A 23,806-nucleotide genomic window follows, 5' to 3' on the forward strand; every position below is an offset into this window, starting at 1 on the left:
AAAAACGGCGTTACGCCAGGCCCAGCACCTTGAAGACAAAACCGTACTCCAGCGCGACATCGCGCAGCCCCTGGTAGCGACCGCTCATACCGCCATGGCCTGCGCCCAGGTCGGTCTTGAGCAGCAGCAGGTTGTCGTCGGTCTTGGTTGCCCGCAGCTTCGCCACCCATTTGGCGGCTTCCCAATACTGCACGCGGCTGTCGTTGTAGCCTGCAATCACCAGCAGTGCGGGGTACGCCTGAGCCTTGACGTTCTCATACGGTGCGTAGGCCTTGATCCGCTCATGGACGGCTGGCTCTTCAGGGTTGCCCCACTCGTCGTACTCGGTAACGGTCAATGGCAGATCCGGGTCGAGCATGGTGTTGAGTACGTCGACGAAAGGCACCTCGGCGATGGCAGCCTTGAACAGTTCCGGGCGCTGGTTGAGTACCGCCCCGATCAGCAGGCCGCCAGCACTGCCACCACTGATGACCAACTGCTCGGCATGGGTGACGTTGCTGGCAATCAAGTGCTCGGCACAGGCGATGAAATCGCTGAACGTATTGCCTTTGTGCTCCTGCTTGCCTGCACGGTACCAGGCTTCGCCCAACTCGCCGCCGCCACGTACATGGGCGATGGCAAAGGCCACGCCGCGTTCAAGCAGGCTCAGGCGAGCGTGAGAGAACCAGGGGTCGAGGCTTTCGCCGTAGGCGCCGTAACCATACAGGTACAGTGGAACGGGCTTGCCGACGTCCTGGCGACGTTGAACCAGGCTGATCGGCACGCGTGTACCGTCGGCGGCGGTAGCCCACAGGCGCTGGCTGACATAGTCGTCAGCATCGAACGGGCCCAGTACGGGGGTCTGCTTGAGGACCTGTTGCGCACCGTTTGCCAGCTCCAGCTGCCTGACCTGTGCCGGACGATTGAGTGCCTCGTAGCGCAGGCGGACTCGTGTGCTGGTGAACTCCAGGCTGTCCTGCACGTAGAGGCTGTAGGCGGCATCGGGCAGTTCGACGCGGTAGGCAGCACGACCTTGAGGCTGCACTTCGATGATCGGCAGGCCGCCTTCACGCAGGCTCAGGGTCAGGGCGCTGGCATTAAGGCTGAAACCTTCGAGCATCACCTGCTCGCGATGGGGCACCAGCACCTGCCACTGGTCGCGTGTCGGGATGCTGTCGGCCACTGCGTGGAACAGCGCAAAATTGATGCCGTGCTGGTTGCTGCGGATAAACCAATGCCATTCACCGTCAAGTTGGCCGTGGTCAGGGTAGTACTCATGGTCTTCGACGCGTGGCGCCAGGCACGTGAAGCTCGCTTGCGGGTGATCGGCATCCAGCACCCAGGCTTCGCTGGTGGTCTTGCTGTTGAGCAGCAGGACCAGTTGACGTTCGGAGCTTGAACGGTAGCAGGTCAGGAAGAAACGCCCGTCAGCCTCCTCGAACACCGTTTCGGCCTGAGTGCTGCCCAGGCGATGACGCAGCAGCTTGTAGGGGCGGTGGGTGTCGTCCAGTTCGGCAAAGAACAGTGTCTGGCTGTCGTTGGCCCAGGTCATGCTGCCGTCGCAGTCGTCGAACGGCAGTGCCTGGACGGCGCCGTTGATCAGTTCTTTGACGTACAGGGTGTAAACCTCGTCGCCGCTGGTATCCAGGCTGTAGGCCAGGCGCTGGTGGTCGGGGCTGACATTGAACGCACCCAGCGACAGGAAGCCGCCATTGGCCAGGCTGTTGGGATCGAGCAGCAGTTCTTCGCGGCTTTCGTCTACGGTCGGCGAGTCGTCAGCCGGGCGTGGGCAGCGGTAGTGGCGGGGGTACTCGTCGCCGGCGGTGGTGCGGGTGTAGTAAAGGTACGGCCCCCATGGCGAGGCCAGCGACAGATCGGTTTCCTTGATCCGGCCCTTGATCTCCTGGAACAGCTGTTCGCGCAGTTCGGCCTGGTCAGCGAGCTGCGCCTGTTGATAGGCATTCTCGGATTCCAGGTAGGCCATGACCTCAGGCGTGTCACGTTCCTGCAGCCAGGCATAAGGGTCGCTGCCGGCAGCTTTGTGGGCCACGGGGGCGTTGGAAACGGGGGAAACGGTGGGCATTGGAAGTTCTCTTGGCAGATCGGCGGCGAGGCCGTCTCAGACAGGGGGCGCCGGCACGCGGAAAAATCGTTATCATAAGCGTCTATTTGCCTAGCTTGCCACGGACGTCATGACCGAGAACGATTATCTGCTCGCCTGGGGCCTTTATGCCTTCGCAGCCTTGGGCTGCCTGTTGGTTTGGTTTCGCCTGACTCGCTGGATGTGGCGCTGGCTGCGCGAGCCACTGCGGGTGGCCGTCGCGGTGTTGCTGTTCACCCCGACCATTGTCGATCCTGGCCGTGACCTGTTCGCACCGGCCATTGCCATCAGTGCCCTGGACCTGGCCTTCAAGGTGGGTAGTAATGTGCTGCGCGCCGCGTCTGACCTGGCCATGTACGGCATGTTTGCCTTTGTCGCCTATCTGCTGTTCGTACTGGTGCGCTGGCCGCTGGAGCGCAACGCCCGTGCTCGCCGTGAAGCTGCCGAAGCGGCTGCCCAGCAGCGTGCCAACGCGCTTGAAGAGCAGGACCAACCGTTCACCAGCGCCGACCCTGGCCGCTACCGCAACGAGCCACCAGCCAGCAGTGGTTCGGTCCGGGTTGAACCACGCCTCTAACGCCTGCCTCAGAAGCGAGAACCGAGCATGTGTGAATTGTTGGGCATGAGTGCCAATGTGCCGACTGATATCGTTTTCAGCTTCACTGGGCTGATGCAGCGCGGTGGCCGCACTGGTCCTCACCGCGATGGCTGGGGTATCGGTTTTTACGAGGGCCGCGGCCTGCGCCTGTTTCAGGACCCTGCGGCAAGTTGCGAGTCGGAAGTGGCCAACCTCGTACAGCGCTACCCGATCAAGAGTGAAGTGGTCATCGGGCATATTCGCCAGGCCAACGTCGGCAAGGTTTGCCTGTCCAATACCCACCCGTTCGTTCGTGAGCTGTGGGGGCGCAACTGGTGCTTTGCCCACAACGGCCAGTTGGCGGGCTTCCAGGCCTTGAGGACCTTCTACCGTCCGGTGGGTGATACCGACAGCGAGGCGGCGTTTTGCGATTTGCTTAACCGCGTGCGCGAGGCGTTCCCGGAGCCGGTCGACGTCGAGCAACTGCTGCCGGTGCTGGTTGCTGCGTGCGATGAGTATCGCAGCAAGGGCGTGTTCAATGGCTTGCTCAGCGATGGTGACTGGCTGTTCTGCTATTGCTCGACCAAACTGGTGCATATCACCCGGCGCGCGCCTTTCGGCCCGGCTCGTTTGAAAGATGTCGACATGATCGTCGACTTTCAGGCTGAAACAACACCCAATGACGTTGTCACGGTCATCGCCACCGAAGCGCTGACCGAGAACGAAACCTGGCACCGTTATGAGCCCGGGCAGTGGGGGCTTTGGCGGCGCGGGGAATGTATCGCTCAAGGCCGGACGGAATAAGGATCATCATGCTCAGGAGCTACTTGCGGCTGTTGTTGTTCACCTGCGGTTTGCTGTTGGGTGTGCAGGTGCCCGGTTTGATCAATGACTACAGCCAGCGGGTGCAGGCCCATCTGTTGGAGTCGCGTGAAGGGCTAAAGGGCTTTGAGCAGACGGCTCAACGTTTCTTCAACGGCGATCTGCAGGCCTTGGTGCGGCATTACCGGGCCAGTGACGACCCGGTGTTCCGCAGTGATGCAGACAGTATCGATAGCCTGCTCGGCCGCAACCGCCTGCTTGAGGGCGAATGGCAGATCCTGCAGGGGCCGTGGCTGGCCCGTACCTGGCATGTGCTGGTGGCTGCCGATGCTCAGTTACGCGACGAAACGCTGAAGGGCTACAGCTATCAGGTCTTGCTGGTTCCCGAGGCGATTGCCTGGGGCCTGGGGTGCGCATTGTTGCCGGCATTGCTGCTGGAGAGTTTCCTGTTGTTGATCGGCTGGGTATTGCTGGGCGGGCGGCGCAAGCCGGTGCAGCCGAGCTGGCGTTAAACCAGCACGATGTGCTGCGCTCCGGCATGGCTGGCGTAACGCTCGAGCACGTTACGGCACAGGGCGACGACCTCGTCCGTCCATTGCACCCCGGTTTGCCAGGCTACCACCAGTTCAAGGCTCGGCGGTTGTTGCTCAAGGTGCAGTTGGCTGAGCTCGCCCCGTGCCAGTTCTTCGCTGACCAGTGCCGGCGGTAAGGCGCCGATGCCGAACCCGTCGCGCAGCAGGCGTGTGATGGCGGCCACGGAGTTCACGCAGTTCAGCCGAGGCGTACTTACGCCTTCCGCCTGCAACAGGCTCAAGACTTCCTGATGGGGGCGCGAGTTCTTTGAGAAGGTGACGATGCGCTCACGGGCCAGGTCAGCCAGTGAGGTGTATGCCCGGTTGTAGATCGATTGACTGGCGACGATCCAGCCCATGGGATACCGCGCCAGGTCGAGGCTGCGGATTGAGGCTTCGCGGAGCAGGTCGGTCTGCAGGATGACATCGAGGAAGCCCTTCTGCAGTTGCTCGCGCAGGTTGAGTGCCGTGTCGGCGACCAGCTCGATTTCGACCTGCGGGTAATGCTCCATCAACTCCGACACCAGGGTACTCATCCAGGTGTGAATGACCGTGTCCATCACCCCCAGGCGTATGCGTCCGACCTTGGCTCGGTCGCTGTCCAGTGATTGCCTCAGGGCCTTGGCGGTGCCCAGCATCTGTTCGGCATATTCCAGCACCTTACTGCCTTCGGGCGTCAGGCTGACGCCGCGTGAGTCACGTAGCAGCAGCCGCACCCCGAGGTCTGCTTCCAGTGCAGCAATACGGCTGGAGATCGAGGCCTGCGTGGTGAAGAGTTTTTCGGCCGTCAGGCGAAAGCTCTTCAGGCGGGCCACCCAGACGAAGGTTTCGAGGAATTTGAGATTCATTGCAGGCTCGCTCAAGCAGGGCAATCAAATTTTTCTTATGCCAGACCGCAGCTTTTTCTCGTTGGACGGGCACCTGCCTGACGTCAAAAAATGTTCGCCAGGCTGCGACACAGAGCGTCGCCTTAAAAACAATACCAACAAGCTGAGGCAAGCATGAACCCATCTGGCGTGCAGCAACAGGTCAAATGCAGTGATGTGGCCGGGCCATTTGCCTGGTACCGCAACATCAACAAGCAAGAGCGTCGAACATTCTGGAGCTGCAAGATCGGCTATGGCCTTGATGGCATGGATACCCAGATGCTCAGCTTCGTGATCCCGACATTGATCGCGCTGTGGGGGATCACCACTGCCGAGGCGGGCCTGATTCATACCTCTACCCTGATCGCGTCAGCGTTGGGCGGCTGGATTGCCGGGATTCTTTCTGACCGTATTGGCCGGGTCCGTACCTTGCAGTTGACGGTGCTCTGGTTTGCGTTCTTCACCTTTCTATGTGGCTTTGCCCAGAACTACGAGCAATTGCTGATCGCTCGGACCTTGATGGGCTTCGGCTTCGGCGGCGAGTGGACTGCTGGGGCGGTGCTGATCGGTGAGGTCATCCGTGCTCAGGATCGGGGCAAGGCCGTAGGCATGGTTCAGTCCGGTTGGGCCATCGGTTGGGGGCTGACAGCAATCCTCTACGCTGTGCTGTTCTCGTTGCTGCCACCCGAAGATGCCTGGCGCGCATTGTTCCTGCTCGGGCTGGTTCCAGCGGTGTTTGTGATTTTCGTTCGTCGCCTGGTCAAGGACCCTGAGGTCTACCGTGCAGCCAAGGCGGTTGAATCAGCAGAAGCACCGTCGCACTTCTACGAAATTTTTGCTCCGGGCATGCGCTCGATTACCTTGCGGGCATCGCTGCTGACCACCGGTGCGCTGGGCGGCTACTACGCCATCACGTCGTGGTTGCCAACGTTCCTCAAGAACGAACGCGGCCTGAGCGTGCTGGGAACGGGTGGCTACCTGGCCATGGTGATTTTTGGCTCTTACGTCGGCTATGTGATCAGCGCATACCTCACTGATCTGTTGGGGCGTAAAAAGAACTTCATTCTCTTTGCCGTCGGCTCGTTCGTGATCGTGCTGTTGTACACCCAGATCCCGGTCAGTGATGGTGTGATGCTCTGGCTGGGTTTTCCACTGGGTTTCTTCGCTTCAGGTATCTTCAGCGGTATGGGGGCGTTTCTGACCGAACTCTTTCCGACGCGCATTCGTGGTTCGGGGCAGGGGTTCTGTTACAACATTGGTCGGGCGCTGGCGGCATTCTTTCCGTTGCTGATCGGCCTGCTTAGCCAGAAAGTCCCGTTGAGCCTTGGAATTGGTGGTTTTGCCGCAGTGTCGTATGGCGTAGTGATCCTGGCAGCATTGAGCTTGCCAGAAACGCGCGGCAAAGAACTTGAAGCGCGTTAAGGTAGGGGCCAGAAGAGATGGACGAAGGAGCAACGCGTGTGAGCCGCCTGTTACTCAATTGCGACATGGGTGAGAGCTTTGGTAGCTGGACCATGGGCCTGGATGCCGAGGTCATGCCCTTTATCGACTGCGCCAACATCGCCTGTGGCTTTCATGCCGGCGACCCAGGAATCATGCGCAAGACTGTGGCCTTGGCCGTTGCCCATGGCGTGACCATTGGCGCCCACCCGGCGTATCCAGACCTGGTGGGGTTTGGTCGCCGTTCCATGGCCTGTAGCGCCGAGGAAGTTCGCGACCTGCTGCTCTACCAGATGGGGGCGCTGGAGGGGATCTGCCGGGCGCAAGGCACCCGGGTGGCCTACATCAAGCCCCACGGGGCGCTCTATAACGACATGATGGCCGATCCGCGAACGTTGCGCGCGGTGCTGGAGGCCGTCGTTGCCTACGATCAGCAATTGCCCTTGATGCTGATGGCCACTGCCGATGATAGCGAGGCAATGGCGTTGGGCCGCGAGTATGGTGTGACGTTGTGGTTCGAGGCATTTGCGGATCGGGCTTACGACCCAAGCGGTCGGTTGGTGTCGCGGCGGTTGCCGGGGGCTGTGCATCATGACCCCGCGCGTATTGTCGAGCAGGCGCTGCGCCTGGCGCGCGGCGAGGCGCTAACGGCCAGTGATGGCAGCCCGGTGCTGCTCAAGGCCCAGACGCTTTGCGTGCATGGCGATAACGACAGCTCGGTGGCGGCTGTACGGCAGATCCGTCAGGCCCTCGATGCGCTGGTGACGTCATGAAGCTGCGGATCGAAGTGGTCGCTGTCGACAGCCTGATGGTGCGGTTGTTCGATGTCATTGATGAAGCCAACATGCCCTGGATGCTGGCGGCACGTCAGCGGTTGCAGGCCGCCTTTGGCGGGCGTCTTGTGGACCTGGTGCCGTCCTACACCACGTTGATGGTGCAGTTCGACCTGCTGCAGATGTCCCCCACTGAGGCGCGCAGCTGCATTGAACAGGCGCTGGCGCATGTGCAGCCTGACCCTGGCAGTGCTGGTCGGCGTCATGAAATACCGGTGTGGTATGACCCCAGTGTCGGTCCGGAACTGACAGTGCTGGCTCAGCGCATTGGCAAGTCGCCAGCTGAGGTGATTCGCCTGCACAGTGAGCGCGAGTATCAGGTGTTCGCGTTGGGCTTTGCGCCGGGTTTTGCCTTTATGGGGTTGGTTGATGAGTGCCTGGCGAGCCCGCGTCTGGCAACCCCGCGCAAGCGCGTGGCAGCCGGCAGTGTGGGGATCGCCGAGCGCCAGACCGCGGCCTACCCGGCCGTATCGCCAGGGGGCTGGAACCTGATCGGGCGTACGCCGAGCGCGCTGTTTGACCGTGATCGCGAGGGCTACAGCCTGTTGCAGCCTGGTGATCGGGTGCGTTTTGTGTCCGTCGATCATGCGACGTTCATGCGCCTGGGTGGTGACGATACGCCATTGGAGGTGCAGGCATGAGCCGACTGATGATTGAGGCCAGCACGCCATTGTGTCTCTTGCAGGATGCCGGGCGTTTTGGCGTGCGCCATTTAGGCGTCACTCAGGGCGGAGCGCTGGATTGGGTCTCGATGCGCTGGGCCAACTGGCTATTGGGTAATGCCTTTGATGCCCCGGTGGTTGAAATCACCTTGGGTGGGCTCAGCCTGATTGCTGAACAGGACGCTTGCCTGGCGCTGGCGGGTGCCGACCTGGATGCACGGCTCGACGGGCAAGCGCTGGCGCCATGGCGCAGCTTCACCATGAAAAAAGGCCAGCGCTTACGCTTCAATCAGCCGTTGTCGGGGGCGCGGGCTTACCTGGCAGCGCCAGCAGGCTTTGTCGCGCCGTTGGTGTTGGGAAGCTGTGCTTGCGTGGTACGTGAAGGGTTGGGTGGCCTTGAAGGTTTTGGGGCGCCCTTGGCCGAGGGCGAGTACCTGACCTACGCGGGCGTGGCGTCAGGCCCACGGGAAGTCCCTGTTCAGCAGCGCCCCGACCTGCGCAGCAATGCGCCGCTGGATATGGTGCTGGGCGCACAGATTGGCGACTTCAGTGGCCAGAGCTTGTTCGATGCGTTCAACTCAGCGTGGGCACTTGATCGTCGCGCCGACCGGATGGGTATTCGCTTGCTTGGCCCAGCCTTGCAGTACCAGGGAGAACCGATGATTTCCGAGGGTATTCCCTTGGGCGCGGTGCAGGTACCGCCGGACGGTCAGCCCATTGTGCTGCTCAACGATCGGCAGACCATTGGTGGCTACCCGCGCCTTGGCGCACTGACGCCGTTGGCGTTGGCACGACTGGCGCAGTGCCTGCCTGAAAACGTCGTCACTTTCAGGCCGGTGCTGCAGGTGCAGGCATACGAGCAGCAGCTGGCGTTTCTCCGTCAGTTTGAGTGAATGCCCATCGCCAGGCGTGGTTCCGGGCATTGTTCTCTTACTTGGACAGAAACCGCATCCCTTCCTCAAGCCCGCGCAGGGTCAGTGGAAACATACGGTCTTCGATCAACTCGCGGACAATGTTGGTCGAGGCCGTATACCCCCAAGTGTTCTTGGGGTAGGGGTTGATCCAGATGAGCTTCTTGTACTTCTCCATGAAGCGTTGCATCCAGACGTAGCCCGCCTCTTCGTTCCAGTGCTCGACGCTGCCACCGGGCTGGGTGATCTCGTAGGGCGCCATGGCCGCATCACCAACGAACACCACTTTGTAGTCGGCACCGTACTTGTGCAGCAGGTCCATGGTGGACGTGCGCTCGGAGGTGCGACGCAGGTTGTTCTTCCACACCGATTCGTAGATGAAATTGTGGAAGTAGTAGTACTCAAGGTGCTTGAATTCGGTCTTGCAGGCTGAAAACAGTTCCTCGCAGATCTTCACGTGGGCGTCCATGGAACCGCCGATATCGAACAGCAACAGCAGTTTTACGCTGTTGCGTCGTTCTGGGCGCATCTGGATATTCAGCAAGCCGGCATCACGGGCGGTGTGGTCGATGGTGCCGTCGATGTCCAGTTCGTCGGCCGCCCCCTGGCGGGCGAACTTGCGCAGCCGACGCAGGGCCAGCTTGATGTTGCGCGTGCCCAGTTCGACCTGGTCGTCGAGGTTACGGTATTCGCGTTGGTCCCAGACCTTGACCGCTTTGCCCTGACGTTTGCCTGCATCGCCGATGCGGATGCCTTCGGGGTTGAAACCGCCGGAGCCGAAGGGGCTGGTGCCGCCTGTGCCAATCCATTTGTTGCCGCCGGCGTGGCGTTCCTTCTGTTCTTCCAGGCGCTTCTTGAACTCCTCGATCAGCTTGTCCAGCCCGCCAAGGGACTGGATCTGTGCGCGTTCTTCGTCGCTGAGCGAGCGCTCGAATTCCTTGCGCAGCCAGTCTTCCGGAATCAGCGCCTCCAGGTGTTGATCGAGGTTTTCCAGGCCTTTGAAGTAGGCCGAGAAGGCGCGGTCGAACTTGTCGAAGTGGCGTTCATCCTTGACCAGAATCGCCCGTGACAGGAAGTAGAACTCGTCCATGTCGGCAAAGGTCACGCCCTGCTTGAGTGCGTTGAGCAAATCAAGCAGCTCGCGTACCGACACCGGTACCTTTGCCGCGCGCATTTCATTGAACAGGTTGAGCAGCATGGCAGTCGCCCCTGATTGGTCTGTGGCAGATCAGCGATTGCCGCGACGGCTCATGAACGCCAGGCGCTCCAGCAGTTGTACGTCCTGCTCGTTCTTGACCAGGGCGCCAGCCAGCGGCGGAATGGCCTTGGTTGGATCGCGCTCGCGCAGCACGGCTTCACCGATGTTGTCGGCCATCAGCAGCTTGAGCCAGTCGACCAGTTCAGAGGTAGAGGGTTTTTTCTTCAGGCCCGGTACCTTGCGCACGTCGAAAAACACATCGAGTGCTTCGCTGACCAGGTCCTTCTTGATGTTGGGGTAGTGCACATCGACGATCTGCTGCAGGGTGTCGCGGTCAGGGAAGGCGATGTAGTGGAAGAAGCAGCGACGCAGGAAGGCATCAGGCAGCTCCTTTTCGTTGTTCGAGGTAATGATGATGATCGGACGCTGCTTGGCCTTGATCGTCTCGTCGGTCTCGTAAACGTAGAACTCCATCTTGTCGAGTTCCTGCAACAGGTCGTTGGGGAACTCGATGTCAGCCTTGTCGATTTCGTCGATCAGCAGAATCACGCGCTCTTCGGACTCGAACGCCTCCCAGAGCTTGCCCTTCTTCAGGTAGTTGCGCACGTCGTGCACCTTGTCCACACCCAGTTGCGAGTCGCGCAGGCGGCTGACCGCATCATACTCATACAGCCCCTGATGGGCCTTGGTGGTGGACTTGATGTGCCAGGTGATCAGTTTGGCGCCAAAGGATTGGGCCAGTTGTTCGGCGAGCATGGTCTTGCCGGTGCCGGGCTCACCCTTTACCAGCAACGGGCGTTCCAGGGTAATCGCCGCGTTGACCGCCAGTTTCAGGTCGTCTGTGGCGACATAAGCGCTGGTGCCTTCGAACTTCATGTAGCGATCCTCTAACGTAGCCCCAAGGGTACGTGGCCCCTGGTGGAAAAATGGTTATCCCCGACTATAACGCGCTGCCCGCTTGGCTGGGAACGCAGACGGAGCATTCAGTCTCTGAATGCTCCGTCACCTGGTGACCGGTGTAAGAGGATTTGTCTTGCACAGGGCGTGCGTGGGGCTGGACGCACTTCAGGGGCAGGCTTACCCTTGAAGTTTTCGCACGGTGCCAAAAGGACCCCGCCATGAGCCGCATTTTTGCTGACAACGCGCATTCCATCGGTAATACACCGCTGGTGCAGATCAACCGTATCGCCCCGCGCGGAGTGACCGTTCTGGCCAAGATCGAAGGGCGTAACCCTGGCTATTCGGTCAAATGCCGAATTGGCGCAAACATGATTTGGGATGCTGAAGGCAGCGGAAAGCTCAAGCCTGGCATGACCATCGTAGAGCCGACCTCGGGCAACACCGGTATTGGCCTGGCGTTTGTCGCGGCGGCCCGTGGCTACAAGTTGGTGCTGACCATGCCGGCGTCGATGAGTATCGAGCGTCGCAAGGTGCTCAAGGCACTGGGGGCCGAGCTGGTGTTGACCGAACCTGCCAAGGGGATGAAAGGCGCCATTGAGAAGGCCAACGAAATTGTTGCCAGCGACCCTGCCCAGTACTTCATGCCACAGCAGTTCGATAACCCGGCAAACCCGGCGATTCATGAAAAAACCACAGGGCCCGAAATCTGGAACGATACCGATGGTGCGGTGGATGTGCTGGTAGCGGGTGTCGGTACGGGCGGCACGATCACCGGCATTTCGCGTTACATCAAGAAGACCAAGGGCAAGGCGATTCTGTCGGTGGCGGTGGAACCCATGGTATCGCCGGTCATCACCCAGGCACTGGCCGGTGAAGAGATCAAGCCCAGCCCGCACAAAATCCAGGGTATTGGCGCAGGCTTCGTGCCGAAGAACCTCGACCTGTCGATGGTCGACCAGGTCGAGTTGGTCAGCGATGAAGAGTCCAAGACCATGGCCCGGCGTTTGATGCAGGAGGAGGGCATCCTTTGTGGCATTTCCTGTGGTGCCGCGATGGCGGCGGCGATACGCCTGGCCGAAAAACCGGAAATGCAGGGCAAGACTATCGTGGTCATCCTGCCCGACTCCGGTGAACGTTACCTGTCGAGCATGTTGTTCAGTGACCTGTTCACCGATCAGGAAAACCAGCAGTAATACCGCTGCCTGTGCCGGTTTGCCTGATCCGCGGCAATATTCGCTGCCGCGCTTTGTTGCACAATCCTTAACAGTGATTGTCCGGCTCTGGTTGTTTTTACCAGAGCCGGATCGGTTTATCATGGCCGATTAATCGGCAGCGATGGCCTGATCGAAATTCCAAGGAGTGTTGCATGACCTTTTCCTTTGTCGCCAAGGCGGGTGTACTGCTGCTGTTTTTCGGCAGCACGCTCTATGTACATTTGCGCGGCAAGGCGCGTTTGCCGCTGTTGCGCCAGTTCGTCAACCATTCGGCATTGTTCGCCCCTTACAACGCCTTGATGTACCTGTTTTCCGGGGTGCCGTCCAAGCCCTACCTGGACCGCAACCGTTTCCCGGAGCTGGATGTGCTCAAGGACAACTGGGAAGTGATCCGTGAGGAGGCCATGCACCTCTTCGACGAGGGGTACATTCGTGCTGCCGAGAAAGACAACGACGCCGGATTCGGCTCGTTCTTCAAGAAGGGCTGGAAGCGTTTCTACCTGAAGTGGTACGACAAGCCGCTGCCGTCGGCCAACGCGCTTTGCCCGAAGACCGTTGAACTGGTCAGCAGTATCCCCAACGTCAAGGGCGCCATGTTTGCCCTGCTGCCTGGTGGTAGCCACCTGAACCCGCACCGTGACCCCTTTGCCGGTTCCCTGCGTTATCACCTGGGCCTGTCGACGCCCAACTCGGACGACTGCCGAATCTACGTCGATGGTCAGGCGTATGCCTGGCGCGACGGTGAAGATGTGATGTTCGATGAGACGTACGTGCATTGGGTGAAAAACGAAACCGACACGACGCGCGTGATCCTGTTCTGTGATATCGAACGGCCGCTCAGCAGCCCGCTGATGACACGCATCAACCGCAGTGTCAGTGCGTTCCTTGGCCGTGCGACGGCACCGCAGAACACCGATGACGAGCGTGTTGGCGGTATCAACCAGGCGTATGCCTGGAGCAAGCGTTTCAGTAACGTCATCAGTAACAAGGTCAAGCAGTTCAAACGGGCCAACCCAAAAGCCTATCGGGTCATGCGTCCGGTGCTGGCCGTGCTAGTTGCCTACCTGTTGTACCGCTGGTTGTTCTGACCCCTTGCGCTGTTACCGGGTGCTGACTATAGTCAGGCCCGGTAGGCCATGTGCCTTCTGCTATTCCCCTTAATGAAGAACTGATCATGCCAGCATTCTGTCCAGTCACTGCATACGCTGCCGCGCCCGACGCGGTAGTCGTCGTGCGTGGCGCGCAGCAGCCGGCCATGATTAGCCATTACCCACCACCTGTCAGTGGCGTTCCAGGGTGTGTCGTAGCACCCCCAGGCGTGGTTGTCGTAGTGGGCTGAGCAGCTGGTGCTGCGACATCCCCCGATTACGCCTGAACACTACTGAAAGCGGTTGACTGTCCTTTTGCGGCAGCACCGTTCGGCTTACTTGCCCGAATACAGGTGGCATTTCATGTCTGTTATTTCGAAAGAATCCGTGGCCGCGGCGGCCACGACCAGCCTGTTCGTCCTGCTCTGGAGCAGTGGCGCAATTGTTTCCAAGTGGGGGCTGGCCCACGCAAGTCCCTTTGCCTTTCTGCTGATCCGTTTTGTCATCGCCCTGGCAGCGTTACTGCTGCTTGGCCCCTTGTTGAAATTGCGTTGGCCGCAAGGCCGGCGCGCGTGGCTGCAGGCGATTTCAACAGGGTGCGTGCTGCTTGGCGCTTATCAGATTTTCTACCTGTTGGCCCTGGATGGTCACGTCACACCCGGGGTAATGGCCACCGTGATGGGTGTGCAGCCGATTCTCACCATCGTGCTGATGGAGCGTCAGCGCTCCTGGAATCGGCTGTTTGGTTTGTGCCTGGGCCTGGCCGGGCTGGTAATGGTGGTTTATCAGGGCATAGGCTTGGGAGGCGTATCGTTTGCCGGCATGTGTTTCGCGTTGCTAGCGCTGGCGAGCATGACCCTGGGCACGATCATGCAAAAACGTATTACCGCTAATCCATTGGGTACCCTGCCGTTGCAGTACCTGGCAGGGTTGCTGCTGTGTGGGGTGCTCGCGCCCTTTCAGCCGCTGCATATCGATCCGGGCAGTGACGTGCTGCTGTCGGTGCTATGGATGGGATTAGTGGTTTCGGTGTTCGCCACCTTGCTGCTCTACCGGTTGATTGCCGGGGGCAATCTGGTGAATGTCACCAGTTTGTTCTATCTGGTACCGGCGGTGACCGCCATCATGGACTACCTGATCTTTGGCAACCGACTGGCATTGCTGAGTGTACTGGGCATGGGGCTGATCGTTATCGGCTTGCTGTTCGTCTTCCGCAAGCCGGCCTATGCGCCTCAGTCAGGCAGGGTTGAAGAGGCCTAGCGGTAACTGAGCCTGGCACGGCGTACAGGCAGCCAGCCGTACGCCGCGCCTGGCAATGCGCTCAACGACGGGTACAGGTCTTTACCTGGTCACGCTGGGCTTGAGCACCAGCCACAAGGCCAGCGCAATCAATGCTCCACCGTACAGGTGGGCAGCAGACAACGGTTCGTCCAGTAACCAGGCTCCCCAGAGTACGCCAAACGCGGGAATCATGAAGGTCACGGTTGACGACTTGACCGGGCCGATCTCGCTGAGCAGGCGGAAGTACACGATGTAGGCAAAGGCGGTGCAGACCAGCCCCAGGCCCAGTAGCGATAACCAGACCTCCCAACCACCCCAACTGGCCGGTGGCTGGGTCATGACGTTGTAGCCGAACAGGGGCAACAGCAGCAGGGTGGCGCCGAGCATGCTGCCCAGCGCTGAAAGGCGGCTGTCCAACCCGCCCTGGTGGTCGAGCCAACGTCGGGCAAGAAAACCCGCGAAGCCATAGCAGGTGGTTGCCGCCAGGCAGGACAGGGCGCCTTGCAGCAGGTTCAGGTCGAAGGCTACCGGCCCGGCACCACTGAGAATACCGACGCCGAGCAGGCCGAGAAAAATGCCGGCGAGTTTGCTCAGGGTCATGGGTTCGCGAAAGAACAGCGCACCGATCAATACGCCCATCAAGGGCGTGGTGGCATTGAAAATGGCCGAGTAGCCGGCTGGCAGCACTTGCGCCGCGACGGAGTACAGGGTTGCCGGAATGCCTGAGTTCACCATTCCAAGCACAAGGCACGCCTTGAGTTTGCCGTGAAAATTCCACTCCACTCGCAGCAGTGCAAGGATCATCAGCAGCCCAGCACAGGCAATCGAAACACGGAAGAACGCCGTGGGCACAGTGCCCAGTACTGGCGCAATAATGCGCATGAACAGAAAGCTGGCCCCCCACACGGCAGCGAGGGTCAGCAGGCGGGTCAGGGCGATAGGGCTCACGAGGGTCTCCGGTCCGTGGTGCGGGCCGCGAGTTTACGGTAAATGCTTGATTGCCTCGCTCTGTTTCTTGCGCTTAATTCAGCCTTCGGAGGTGCTGCCTTCCACCATTAATTCAAAGGTGAGGGTGAAGCCTACTGCCAGGTGATCGGAAGGGCCGGGTGTATTCACAAGTCCCGGTGGTGTCGCCTGCGCGGTGCCATTGGTAACGGCGTAGTCGAGCATGTTCTGTGGTGCCGTGCTGGGGTGTGTATTACTGTTGGCTGGCTCGATACGTGCGATGTCCGGTGGTGATATCCAGTTGCCTCGCAGTGGCTGAGGGAGGTCAGGTTCTTGTGGATCGCGATTAAAATCACCTAGTACGGCAAACGGCGTGTCGGTATGCCAGGCAACCTCGCGGATGATGCGGGGGGCGTTTGGGCCACCTCCGGAAATAGCGTGAAAATTGAAAATTGTCACGGCATCTTCCCGGTGGCTTGACTGCGCTGAATTTCTCACCTGAAGGCCAAAGGCGGGGCGATACGGTGGGACATTGTCGGTGTTTGGTAGGCCATCGGAGATAATGACGGTGTTTTCAATATTGATGGTGTTGGCGTCGGCTACCACCAGTGCCAGATTAACGCGCAGGCGTTGAACATCCAGAAAGAACAGGTGGTAATCCTCCGGTCGACGAGCGGTCCCCGCATGCCATATGTAGTGCTCAACAGTATGTTCGACGCCAAACTGATCGTAGGTCGTAAGGTGGTTAACAAAGTCGGATGAAAACGGACGTACGCCAGCCTCCTGAATGAGGACCATGTCATTCGTGCGGGCCAGTTGCAGTACTCTTGTTCGCCACTTGGTGTCGCTTGTTTCTGAGGAACCTTGCATGTTCCACGTGGTGACGGTTATTTGCTGGTTGATGCCTATGCCGCGGGGCCTGCCAATTTCAATGTGTGGCGCAACGGCATCCAGATTGACCCGGGTATGGTAGTAGTCTCGGATGCCGCCGTGTAATCGCACATAGGCATTCCAAGGCCCGTATGCCGCATTGATGATGATTTGCAACATGCGCAGCGGTGAGTGGACGTCCAACGTAAAGGGGGCGTCGGGGGCTCTTAGTCCATTTAGGGTCAAGGCGTAATGAATGTTGTAGAGGTTGGCGAGTATTGGAAAGGTTTGTTGGGGGGTGAGTGTATTGAAGGTCTGGATGAACGACGCTTCGTTATAGAGGCGTTGAAACAGTGCGGTGAGCTGTTGGGCGTAAGCAGCTTGTTGTGCATCGTTGTTGCTTCGCATCAAACGGCTTGAAATAGTATAGGTCAGATACCGTGAGGTGTGATGGGCATCAGCAGGGTGAAGGGCGGTTAGTGTGAAAATATCAGTAATGATGACCTCTAGTTGTGTTTGGAAATCAGACTCAGATAGGTTTTGTGTGATGTGGTTTTCAATGTAAAGGCGAATGTGAGCGTTGACAGGCATAAGTGTACCTGGGCGTTAATGGGGAAAGAGTGGAATGCTGGAAATGCCCTTTACAGGGCGGTGTCCTGATGGTGCAGTGCGTACAGCTTTCCGTCCAGAACGCCTAGCCCCGGGCTTCGATTGGCCTTGATGTTTGAACTGATTGTGGCGAGGCTCATGCAGTTGCCGTCATAACAGTATTGGTAAATATTACCGTCGGCAACGTTTTCTTTATCGACAAAGGCCAGCTTCAGTAAGCCGTTATGTATGGTTATGCCGGGTGAGTGGATAAAGTGTTCCGGTATGATTTCGAGCGGCGTAGTCCAGGCATTAAGGCCATCAAATTTGGTGAGGAAAAACCCCCCATACATGGACTTGTAAAAAACATGGATCAGGCCTTGGTAGGTTATTGATGCGGGGCTTGAATAGGAGTAGGCGTTCTGGCCGCCGAAGTGGTGTACAATTTTTTCATCGCTCCAGTTCAATAAGTTGCTGGTTTCGATATAGCGAATGGCGTCGTACTCGTTCGTCTTGAAAAACATGTAAAGCTTGCCGTTTAGCGTGGCAAATGAAGGTGTTTGTGCGATTTTTTTGTTGAGTGGGCTGCTGGCGTGAAAATTTCCGAGCAAGTTGTTGTAGGTGGCGACCATTAACTTTCCATGGGCGGTACCGCCAATGATATGAAGCTCATCTTTGAAGGTCGTGATGCCGGGTGTATCAACACTCTGGGGGAAACCAAGGAGGGCGCGTGGCTGGCTCCAGTTTGAATCAGGTGTTTTCTCGATGTGCCGAATGTTGAATGTATCGTTCTCGGTCGAGAGGTAGGTGCAAATCAATTTGTTATCGAACGTTTCCACGCGACAGGCGCCTTTGGCGTTGGCGTCGATGCTGATCGAGTGGTTCAGTATGCCATGTTGGCTGGCGGTATAGTTCAGGCTCATGGAGGGCTCCTCATTTATTAAAGGTGTATTCAGTAGACCCTTTATAAATAGGCGGCGAAGTCAGGATAGCTTTGGCTTGAGGTGGGAAAATACGCAGGCATTGGCAGTACACCGGCGTGCGGAATCAGATCTGTTTGCTACCTTTTGGCCGAAGTATCGGTGCGAGGAGTCTTTTCGTCCTGTAGGAGACTGACCTAAGCTCAGGCTTTATCCACGACACCGAGGTCCCTGTATGCCCCAGCCATGGCCGGCCGCTGATATTGCCCGGATGATCCTCGAAGGTTTCGACGACTACCGTGAGCATTTCCGCTGTATTACCGACGGTGCCCGTAGTCGCTTTGAGCAGGCCCAGTGGCAGCAAACGCAGAGCGCCTCGGCGGCACGGATCAACCTTTACGAAGACAAGGTCAGCGAGGTCAGTCAACGCCTGCACCAGGCGTTTACCGATGAGGTGCTGCTGGATGTCGCCTATTGGCCATTGGTCAAGAGTGCCTATATCGACCTGATTGATCCACGACTGGACGATGAGCTCTCCGAAACCTGGTACAACTCGATTTTCTGCAGTCTGTTCAGCCATGACCTGATCAGCGATGGCTGCATGTTCATTCACACCACCCGGCCTTCGCTGCGCAGTCACGAGCGAGCCGCGCAAACGCGCATTTACCGTCCTGACGGGCACTTGGCGGCTATGCTTGCGCAGGTCTTTGCGGATTATTCGTTTGACGTACCCTATGCCGATTTGCAGGGCGATCTGGCGCGACTTGAAGTGCAACTTCGAGAAAACCTGCCGGACTGGGTGTGCAAGGACCCCCAACTGCAGGTCGAGTTGTTTTCCTCGGTGCTCTACCGCAACAAGGGTGCCTATCTGGTCGGGCGGATTTTTACCCAGGACGAGCAATGGCCTTTGGTGATCCCGCTACTGCACCGCGAAGGGCACGGTATCGAGATCGATGCACTGATTACCGATGAAGCGGATGTCTCTATCATCTTCTCGTTTACCCGTTCCTATTTCATGGTGGATGTACCGGTACCCGCCGAGTTCGTTGGCTTTCTCAAGCGTATTCTTCCGGGCAAGCACATTGCTGAGTTGTACACCTCGATTGGCTTTTACAAGCATGGCAAGTCGGAGTTCTACCGGGCACTGATCAACCATCTGGCCAGCACCGATGACCGCTTTATCATGGCGCCCGGGGTGCGTGGCATGGTCATGAGCGTGTTCACCCTGCCGGGCTTCAATACAGTGTTCAAAATCATCAAGGACCGTTTTTCACCCTCCAAGAGTGTCGATCGGGCCACGGTGATCGAAAAGTACCGCCTGGTGAAGAGTGTTGATCGCGTCGGGCGCATGGCCGACACCCAGGAATTTGCCGACTTTCGTTTTCCGCTGAGCAAGTTCGACCCTGAGTGCCTGGCCGAACTGCTGGAGGTGGCACCGTCTACCGTCGAGGTGCATGGTGATACCGTACTGATTCGCCACTGCTGGACTGAGCGACGCATGACCCCGCTCAACCTCTACCTGGAAAATGCCAACGATGCCCAGGTGCGTGATGCACTGGAGGATTACGGCTTGGCCATCAAGCAGTTGGCGGCGGCGAACATTTTTCCAGGTGACATGTTGCTGAAAAACTTTGGCGTGACGCGCCATGGTCGGGTGGTGTTCTACGACTACGATGAAATCTGCTTTCTGACCGAGGTCAATTTCCGCTACATCCCGCCGCCGCGCTTCCCGGAGGATGAGATGGCCTCGGAGCCCTGGTATTCCATCGGCCCGCTGGATGTATTCCCTGAAGAGTTTCCGCCGTTCCTGTTTGCCGACAGCGCCCAGCGTCGCCTGTTCAGCCAACTGCATGGCGAACTCTATGATGCCGATTACTGGAAAGGCCTGCAGGAAGCGATCCGTGCGGGTAAAGTGATCGACGTCTTCCCGTACCGGCGCAAATGCCGCGAAGCGTGAGTCAGGCGCCTGCCTTCAGGCATTTGAGCTGGCTGAAATCCTGGTGCACCTGTGCCAGCTTTTTCTCCAGGTGTTGCCGCTGGTAGGGGCTGCTTTGAGCCATCAGGTCGACCAACAGGCTGCGGGTAGCGGCTTCGTTCTGTTGGTAGGCCTGGCGGTACGCAGGGATCCAGAGACGTTCCCGGTCGATCAGCAAACGCTCCAGGCGCTCTGGAAAGTCTGCAGACTGCCGTTGCTCCACGGCGGCACTGAACTGCGCCTGCCATTCTGCGCGGTTGGTGATCCAGACATTACCCTGAGCGCCCAGTGAGTGTGCCCACTGGGTGATCCGCAACTGCTGTTGCGCGCTGAGCTCACCCAGCCAGGGTGTCAGACGCTTTTCCATGCGTCGGGTACGCTGGGCGATCTGTTTATCGAAGGGTGTGTTGGCGTAAATTTCCTGCTTTTCGCGGGTATCTTCGGTAAACGCCTGACGCATGGCGCGTACCTGATCATCATCCAGGGCGCGTAACAGTTCTACCGCCGAAGGCGTGATCTGCCTGGCTACGTTGTCGATCGCGTGCTTGATTTCGTTGGTGCGCGCCTGCAATTGCGCCTCGGACACCTGATTGCTGGCCACCATCGCCTTCACCCGATCGAGCCATTCAAGGTAACCCGGCAGTTGGGTGCGGCAGTGCCAGCTCAAATGTGTCGTGAGGCGCTGTTTAAGCCAGGTTTTCTGTTCGCGGTTCATGTCCAGGTAGTCGTTCAGCGACCAGGGCACGAGGATGTCGAGGTTGCGGTAGACCAGATCAATCCGGTTGCAGGCTATCAGTGCGGCACTACAGAGAACCGCTAGCAGGAGAGGGCGCAGGTACTTGGACAGGCGGCTGTACATGAGCGGATCCTTGCATGGGCATGCCCTTTCTTTATAGAACAGGCAGGCTCTCTTGCCGACCCCACAGGTACGAACGGTTGAAAGAGACCTTCAGTGACCGGGCGGTGTCTTCGGTTCAGGTGTAGAATACCGGCCTCGCAACGAGGATTTTCGGACATGGCTTTAGTTGGGCGTTACAACAGTTTGCAAGTGGTAAAACATACGGACTTCGGTCTGTACCTGGACGGTGGAGCAGACGGCGAGATCCTCTTGCCCAACCGCTACATCCCCAAGGACACGCCCACTGAAGTTGAAGATTGGCTCAACGTCTTCGTCTACCTGGACAGTGAAGACAAGCTGATCGCCACCACCGAGAAGCCCAAGGTGCAGGTTGGCGAGTTTGCCAGCCTGAAGGTGGTCGAGATCAACAGCATTGGCATTTTCCTCGACTGGGGCCTGCCCAAGGACCTGTTGATGCCGTACTCCGAGGAAAAGCATCCACTGCGTGCGGGCGACTACTGCGTGGTGCATGTCTACCTGGACAAACGCACCCGCCGCATTACGGCGACTTCACGTCTGGACCGTTACCTGGACAAGGTGCCGGCCAACTACAAGGTGGGGCAGCAGGTCGATCTGCTGGTCGCCGGCGAGACGCCCATGGGCTTCAAGGCGATCATCGACAACAAGCACTGGGGCCTTATCCACAAGAACGAAGTGTTCAAGTTCCTGCGTTCCGGCAAGCAGGAGAAGGGCTATATCAAGGAACTGCGCAGCGACGGCAAGATCGCCCTCAGCCTGCAGCCAATTGGCCAGCAGGCCGTTAACAGCCTGCACGACCTGATCCTCGACAAGCTCAAGGCGGCCAACGGCGTGTTGCCGGTCAGCGACAAGAGCGACCCGCAACTGATCAGCGACCTGTTCGGGGTCAGCAAGGGCAACTTCAAGAAGGCCATTGGCGCCTTGTACAAGGACGGCCTGATCGTGATCCACGCCGACCGTATCGAACGGGTCTGATCAGCTCTGCAGGAACCGGGCGAAACTGACATTGTTGCCGCCCGGACGCTGATCCTGCAGCCACGCATCGCGGTCGGCGCTCAGCGCCAGGCTGATGGTGGTACGGCGCTTGTGCGCATTACGCACCTCCATTTCCTCCAGGCGTGTGCGCAGGAAGCTGGTCGGCACCTTCAAGTGCTGCAACTGGTCGTTCTCCGGAGTGTGCAACAGCAGGTTGATCCAGTCACCCAGGCCGGTGTGCAGGCGCTTCACCGGTACATCAAACCACCAGATATTGCGCTTGTGATCGAGCGCGGCGAACAGGCAGTTGTCGGCGCTCAGCACCGGTGTGCCCAATTGCTGGTTGCGGCGGGCAATAGCGGTGGCTTTGTCGATTTTCATTGCGGGTTCCTACGGGTGACGCTTTGGCACGGTGTCAAAGATGCCGGGCATTTTACGCGTTCTGTGCGTTGCTGGGGTTAATTCCTGAGCCCTGATTGCTGCACTCTGGATGCCCATCGAACGATGATTTTCTCGGGCAAAAAACAGCCTGTTAATCACATTTTTTTGCATGATGGCTTTAGGCTATTGTGCGCAAGAAGTTGCGCACTGAAATGTGGATAACCCTGTGTATAGATTTGCGTAGGCCATATATTTCGGTGTGTACAGACGAGTGCGCAAGAAGTTGCGCAGCACTGCGCAACTTCTTGCGCACTTTTTCCTGATTATTTGTGCAAAAAACGACCAGTTCTGTTTGGTTTGTTTTTAAGCTTATGATTTTAAAGCATTTTAAAAAGTTGGCACGATCCTTGGCATTAGTCATTTCGTCGTGGGGCGGATTTCGCCCACGGTTTTAATGACTTTTTAGCAAGGAAAATACCAATGGCTACTCCTGCATACATGTCCGTCGTGGGCACCAAACAAGGCCTGGTTACGGACAGTGCCTTTACCGCAGATTCCGTCGGCAACACCTACCAGGAAGGTCATGAGCATGAGGTCATGGTTCAGGGCTTCCAGCACGAAGTGATCATTCCCCGTGACCCGCAATCTGGCCAGCCTACAGGTCAGCGCGTACACAAGCCCGCAGTCGTCACCAAAGTGTTCGATAAGGCTTCGCCGCTGCTGCTGGCGGCACTGACGTCCGGTGAGGTGCTTAGAAAGGTCGAGATCAAGTGGTACCGCACCTCGGCGTCCGGCACCCAGGAGCATTACTACACCACCACCCTGGAAGACGCGATCATCGTCTATATCAAAGACTACATGCACAACTGCCAGGACCCAAGCAACGCGCATTTCACGCATCTGCAAGACGTGCATTTCACCTACCGCAAGATCACCTGGACGCATGAGGTCTCGGGTACCTCCGGCTCTGATGACTGGCGCGCGCCAGTTGCCGGCTAAGGCTGATTGATCTTACTGCGCAGCGGTCGGCCTTCGTGTCGCCCGCTGCGCACTGCCTGGCGCTGCCGATACCCTGACGGGCGCTCGGAGTGGTTGTTTCGTGACGCAGCGAAAAATCTCATCTGCCATGTACACGCCGACGGCGGCAACGACTTCCACGGCAACCTGCTCAAACACATCCTCCCCCGACCACCGCATGGCGTATTACGCCTCATTAGTTTCGGCGTATAGGCTTGTTGATGGGGAGGGTAATATTTCTACTGACTTTGAATCGCAGGAGGTTGCGAGGAGGACGTTAAAGGCGCTAATTAAATATTTTTCAGATAACAATCTGTTGGTGGAAGGGGAGGGGGATTGTTGGTGGAGCCTATTATAGGAATGATTTTACTGATGATGGTATTGAGCTATTGAAACGTAAAGAGGCTGCGTGGCTAAAATCCAAGGCATCGAAAAAGTCCTCCTGATATGAGGATTTTGGACGCGGCGCTAGCGGAAATCAGAGCTGCAAAGTGACGTTGCCTCTAGGCAATTAATAGGGAACGACTTCGTAAGAAAGGAGGTAGCACGATGAAGGACATCATCCGCTTAGGCGACACCACCAGTCATGGTGGCACTGTACTTGAAGCCTTTACCCACACTAACGTCAACGGCAAGCCCATTGCGGGCGTTGGTCACAACGTCAGTTGCCCGCTCTGCAAGGGTATTTTTCCGATAGTCGAAGGCAGTAGCACTTATTCCGTTGAGGGTGTCCCCGTTGCACTCGATGGCATGAAAACCGCCTGCGGGGCCCATTTGATTGCCAGCGGCCCTCGTGGAGCAGTCATTCGCTAGT

23 protein-coding genes are annotated in these 23,806 nt (G+C 58.3%); 14 read left to right on the forward strand and 9 right to left on the reverse strand.

Annotation, left to right across the window (positions count from 1 at the left end; genetic code table 11):
• Positions 1 to 10: 10 nt before the first annotated feature.
• On the reverse strand, positions 11 to 2,062 hold the full coding sequence (locus UIA24_RS02870) for a S9 family peptidase (protein ID WP_330522133.1): 2,052 nt from the start codon (positions 2,060 to 2,062) through the stop codon (positions 11 to 13).
• A 109-nt stretch (positions 2,063 to 2,171) separates the two neighbouring features.
• Between UIA24_RS02870 and UIA24_RS02875 the strand changes: the two genes are divergently transcribed.
• The 3 genes from UIA24_RS02875 to UIA24_RS02885 are packed head-to-tail and all read left to right on the forward strand — an operon-like array spanning position 2,172 to position 3,991.
• Entirely contained in the window at positions 2,172 to 2,657 is a 486-nt protein-coding gene (locus UIA24_RS02875) for an MFS transporter (protein WP_330522134.1), read from the forward strand.
• 27 nt (positions 2,658 to 2,684) lie between these two features.
• Entirely contained in the window at positions 2,685 to 3,461 is a 777-nt protein-coding gene (locus UIA24_RS02880) for a class II glutamine amidotransferase (RefSeq protein WP_065759263.1), read from the forward strand.
• A gap of 8 nt (positions 3,462 to 3,469) precedes the next feature.
• Complete coding sequence (locus tag UIA24_RS02885; RefSeq protein ID WP_330522135.1) at positions 3,470 to 3,991, forward strand: DUF2937 family protein; 522 nt, start codon at positions 3,470 to 3,472, stop codon at positions 3,989 to 3,991.
• On the opposite strand, the gene UIA24_RS02890 is transcribed toward UIA24_RS02885, so the two are convergent.
• Complete coding sequence (locus tag UIA24_RS02890) at positions 3,988 to 4,899, reverse strand: LysR family transcriptional regulator (protein WP_330522136.1); 912 nt, start codon at positions 4,897 to 4,899, stop codon at positions 3,988 to 3,990. The two genes, UIA24_RS02885 and UIA24_RS02890, sit on opposite strands and share 4 nt — an antisense overlap.
• A gap of 153 nt (positions 4,900 to 5,052) precedes the next feature.
• Here UIA24_RS02890 and UIA24_RS02895 point away from each other — a divergent pair, with 153 nt between their 5' ends.
• Genes UIA24_RS02895 through UIA24_RS02910 form a run of 4 tightly spaced genes read left to right on the forward strand, consistent with a single transcriptional unit; the run spans position 5,053 to position 8,745 of the window.
• Complete coding sequence (locus UIA24_RS02895; protein WP_330522137.1) at positions 5,053 to 6,339, forward strand: MFS transporter; 1,287 nt, start codon at positions 5,053 to 5,055, stop codon at positions 6,337 to 6,339.
• Positions 6,340 to 6,356: 17 nt separating this feature from the next.
• Positions 6,357 to 7,130 carry a 5-oxoprolinase subunit PxpA gene (locus UIA24_RS02900; RefSeq protein WP_330522138.1) on the forward strand — a complete coding sequence of 258 codons (774 nt, stop codon included), beginning with the start codon at positions 6,357 to 6,359 and terminating at the stop codon, positions 7,128 to 7,130.
• Positions 7,127 to 7,831: a 5-oxoprolinase subunit PxpB gene (gene pxpB, locus UIA24_RS02905; protein ID WP_099773830.1), complete on the forward strand. Its 705-nt coding sequence runs from the start codon at positions 7,127 to 7,129 to the stop codon at positions 7,829 to 7,831. The genes UIA24_RS02900 and pxpB overlap by 4 nt, the downstream gene beginning before the upstream one ends.
• Positions 7,828 to 8,745: a biotin-dependent carboxyltransferase family protein gene (locus UIA24_RS02910; protein ID WP_330522139.1), complete on the forward strand. Its 918-nt coding sequence runs from the start codon at positions 7,828 to 7,830 to the stop codon at positions 8,743 to 8,745. Before pxpB ends, UIA24_RS02910 begins: the two co-directional genes overlap by 4 nt.
• A gap of 37 nt (positions 8,746 to 8,782) precedes the next feature.
• Here UIA24_RS02910 and UIA24_RS02915 read toward each other — a convergent pair whose 3' ends face one another.
• Complete coding sequence (locus tag UIA24_RS02915) at positions 8,783 to 9,961, reverse strand: vWA domain-containing protein (RefSeq protein WP_102053294.1); 1,179 nt, start codon at positions 9,959 to 9,961, stop codon at positions 8,783 to 8,785.
• A gap of 30 nt (positions 9,962 to 9,991) precedes the next feature.
• Positions 9,992 to 10,837, reverse strand: a complete 846-nt coding sequence (locus UIA24_RS02920) for an AAA family ATPase (protein ID WP_065761662.1) — start codon at positions 10,835 to 10,837, stop codon at positions 9,992 to 9,994.
• A gap of 242 nt (positions 10,838 to 11,079) precedes the next feature.
• Between UIA24_RS02920 and cysK the strand changes: the two genes are divergently transcribed.
• From cysK to UIA24_RS02935, 3 genes are all read left to right on the forward strand, one after another.
• Positions 11,080 to 12,054 carry a cysteine synthase A gene (gene cysK / locus UIA24_RS02925; RefSeq protein ID WP_065761663.1) on the forward strand — a complete coding sequence of 325 codons (975 nt, stop codon included), beginning with the start codon at positions 11,080 to 11,082 and terminating at the stop codon, positions 12,052 to 12,054.
• A gap of 173 nt (positions 12,055 to 12,227) precedes the next feature.
• Entirely contained in the window at positions 12,228 to 13,163 is a 936-nt protein-coding gene (locus tag UIA24_RS02930; RefSeq protein ID WP_330522140.1) for an aspartyl/asparaginyl beta-hydroxylase domain-containing protein, read from the forward strand.
• A 363-nt stretch (positions 13,164 to 13,526) separates the two neighbouring features.
• Positions 13,527 to 14,423, forward strand: coding sequence for a DMT family transporter (locus tag UIA24_RS02935; RefSeq protein WP_330522141.1), 897 nt, complete (start codon positions 13,527 to 13,529; stop codon positions 14,421 to 14,423).
• 81 nt (positions 14,424 to 14,504) lie between these two features.
• Here the strand turns inward: UIA24_RS02935 and UIA24_RS02940 are convergent, their stop codons facing one another.
• From UIA24_RS02940 to UIA24_RS02950, 3 genes are all read right to left on the reverse strand, one after another.
• Positions 14,505 to 15,392, reverse strand: coding sequence for a DMT family transporter (locus UIA24_RS02940; protein WP_330522142.1), 888 nt, complete (start codon positions 15,390 to 15,392; stop codon positions 14,505 to 14,507).
• 78 nt (positions 15,393 to 15,470) lie between these two features.
• On the reverse strand, positions 15,471 to 16,850 hold the full coding sequence (locus UIA24_RS02945; RefSeq protein ID WP_330522143.1) for an endonuclease/exonuclease/phosphatase family protein: 1,380 nt from the start codon (positions 16,848 to 16,850) through the stop codon (positions 15,471 to 15,473).
• 50 nt (positions 16,851 to 16,900) lie between these two features.
• On the reverse strand, positions 16,901 to 17,770 hold the full coding sequence (locus UIA24_RS02950; protein ID WP_330522144.1) for a hypothetical protein: 870 nt from the start codon (positions 17,768 to 17,770) through the stop codon (positions 16,901 to 16,903).
• 232 nt (positions 17,771 to 18,002) lie between these two features.
• Here UIA24_RS02950 and aceK point away from each other — a divergent pair, with 232 nt between their 5' ends.
• Positions 18,003 to 19,724, forward strand: coding sequence for a bifunctional isocitrate dehydrogenase kinase/phosphatase (aceK, locus tag UIA24_RS02955; RefSeq protein ID WP_330522145.1), 1,722 nt, complete (start codon positions 18,003 to 18,005; stop codon positions 19,722 to 19,724).
• 1 nt (position 19,725) lies between these two features.
• Here aceK and UIA24_RS02960 read toward each other — a convergent pair whose 3' ends face one another.
• Entirely contained in the window at positions 19,726 to 20,601 is an 876-nt protein-coding gene (locus UIA24_RS02960) for a DUF6279 family lipoprotein (protein WP_330522146.1), read from the reverse strand.
• 156 nt (positions 20,602 to 20,757) lie between these two features.
• Between UIA24_RS02960 and UIA24_RS02965 the strand changes: the two genes are divergently transcribed.
• On the forward strand, positions 20,758 to 21,594 hold the full coding sequence (locus tag UIA24_RS02965) for a CvfB family protein (protein ID WP_065761668.1): 837 nt from the start codon (positions 20,758 to 20,760) through the stop codon (positions 21,592 to 21,594).
• Here UIA24_RS02965 and UIA24_RS02970 read toward each other — a convergent pair whose 3' ends face one another.
• On the reverse strand, positions 21,595 to 21,975 hold the full coding sequence (locus UIA24_RS02970; RefSeq protein ID WP_065761669.1) for a hypothetical protein: 381 nt from the start codon (positions 21,973 to 21,975) through the stop codon (positions 21,595 to 21,597).
• Between the two features lie 480 nt (positions 21,976 to 22,455).
• Here UIA24_RS02970 and UIA24_RS02975 point away from each other — a divergent pair, with 480 nt between their 5' ends.
• Both UIA24_RS02975 and UIA24_RS02980 read left to right on the forward strand, forming a co-directional pair.
• Complete coding sequence (locus UIA24_RS02975) at positions 22,456 to 22,974, forward strand: Hcp family type VI secretion system effector (RefSeq protein WP_065760319.1); 519 nt, start codon at positions 22,456 to 22,458, stop codon at positions 22,972 to 22,974.
• 567 nt (positions 22,975 to 23,541) lie between these two features.
• Positions 23,542 to 23,805, forward strand: coding sequence for a PAAR domain-containing protein (locus UIA24_RS02980; protein ID WP_330522148.1), 264 nt, complete (start codon positions 23,542 to 23,544; stop codon positions 23,803 to 23,805).
• Position 23,806 lies beyond the last annotated feature (1 nt).

It is taken from the genome of Pseudomonas sp. AL 58 (assembly GCF_036348395.1).
Classification (GTDB): domain Bacteria; phylum Pseudomonadota; class Gammaproteobacteria; order Pseudomonadales; family Pseudomonadaceae; genus Aquipseudomonas; species Aquipseudomonas defluvii.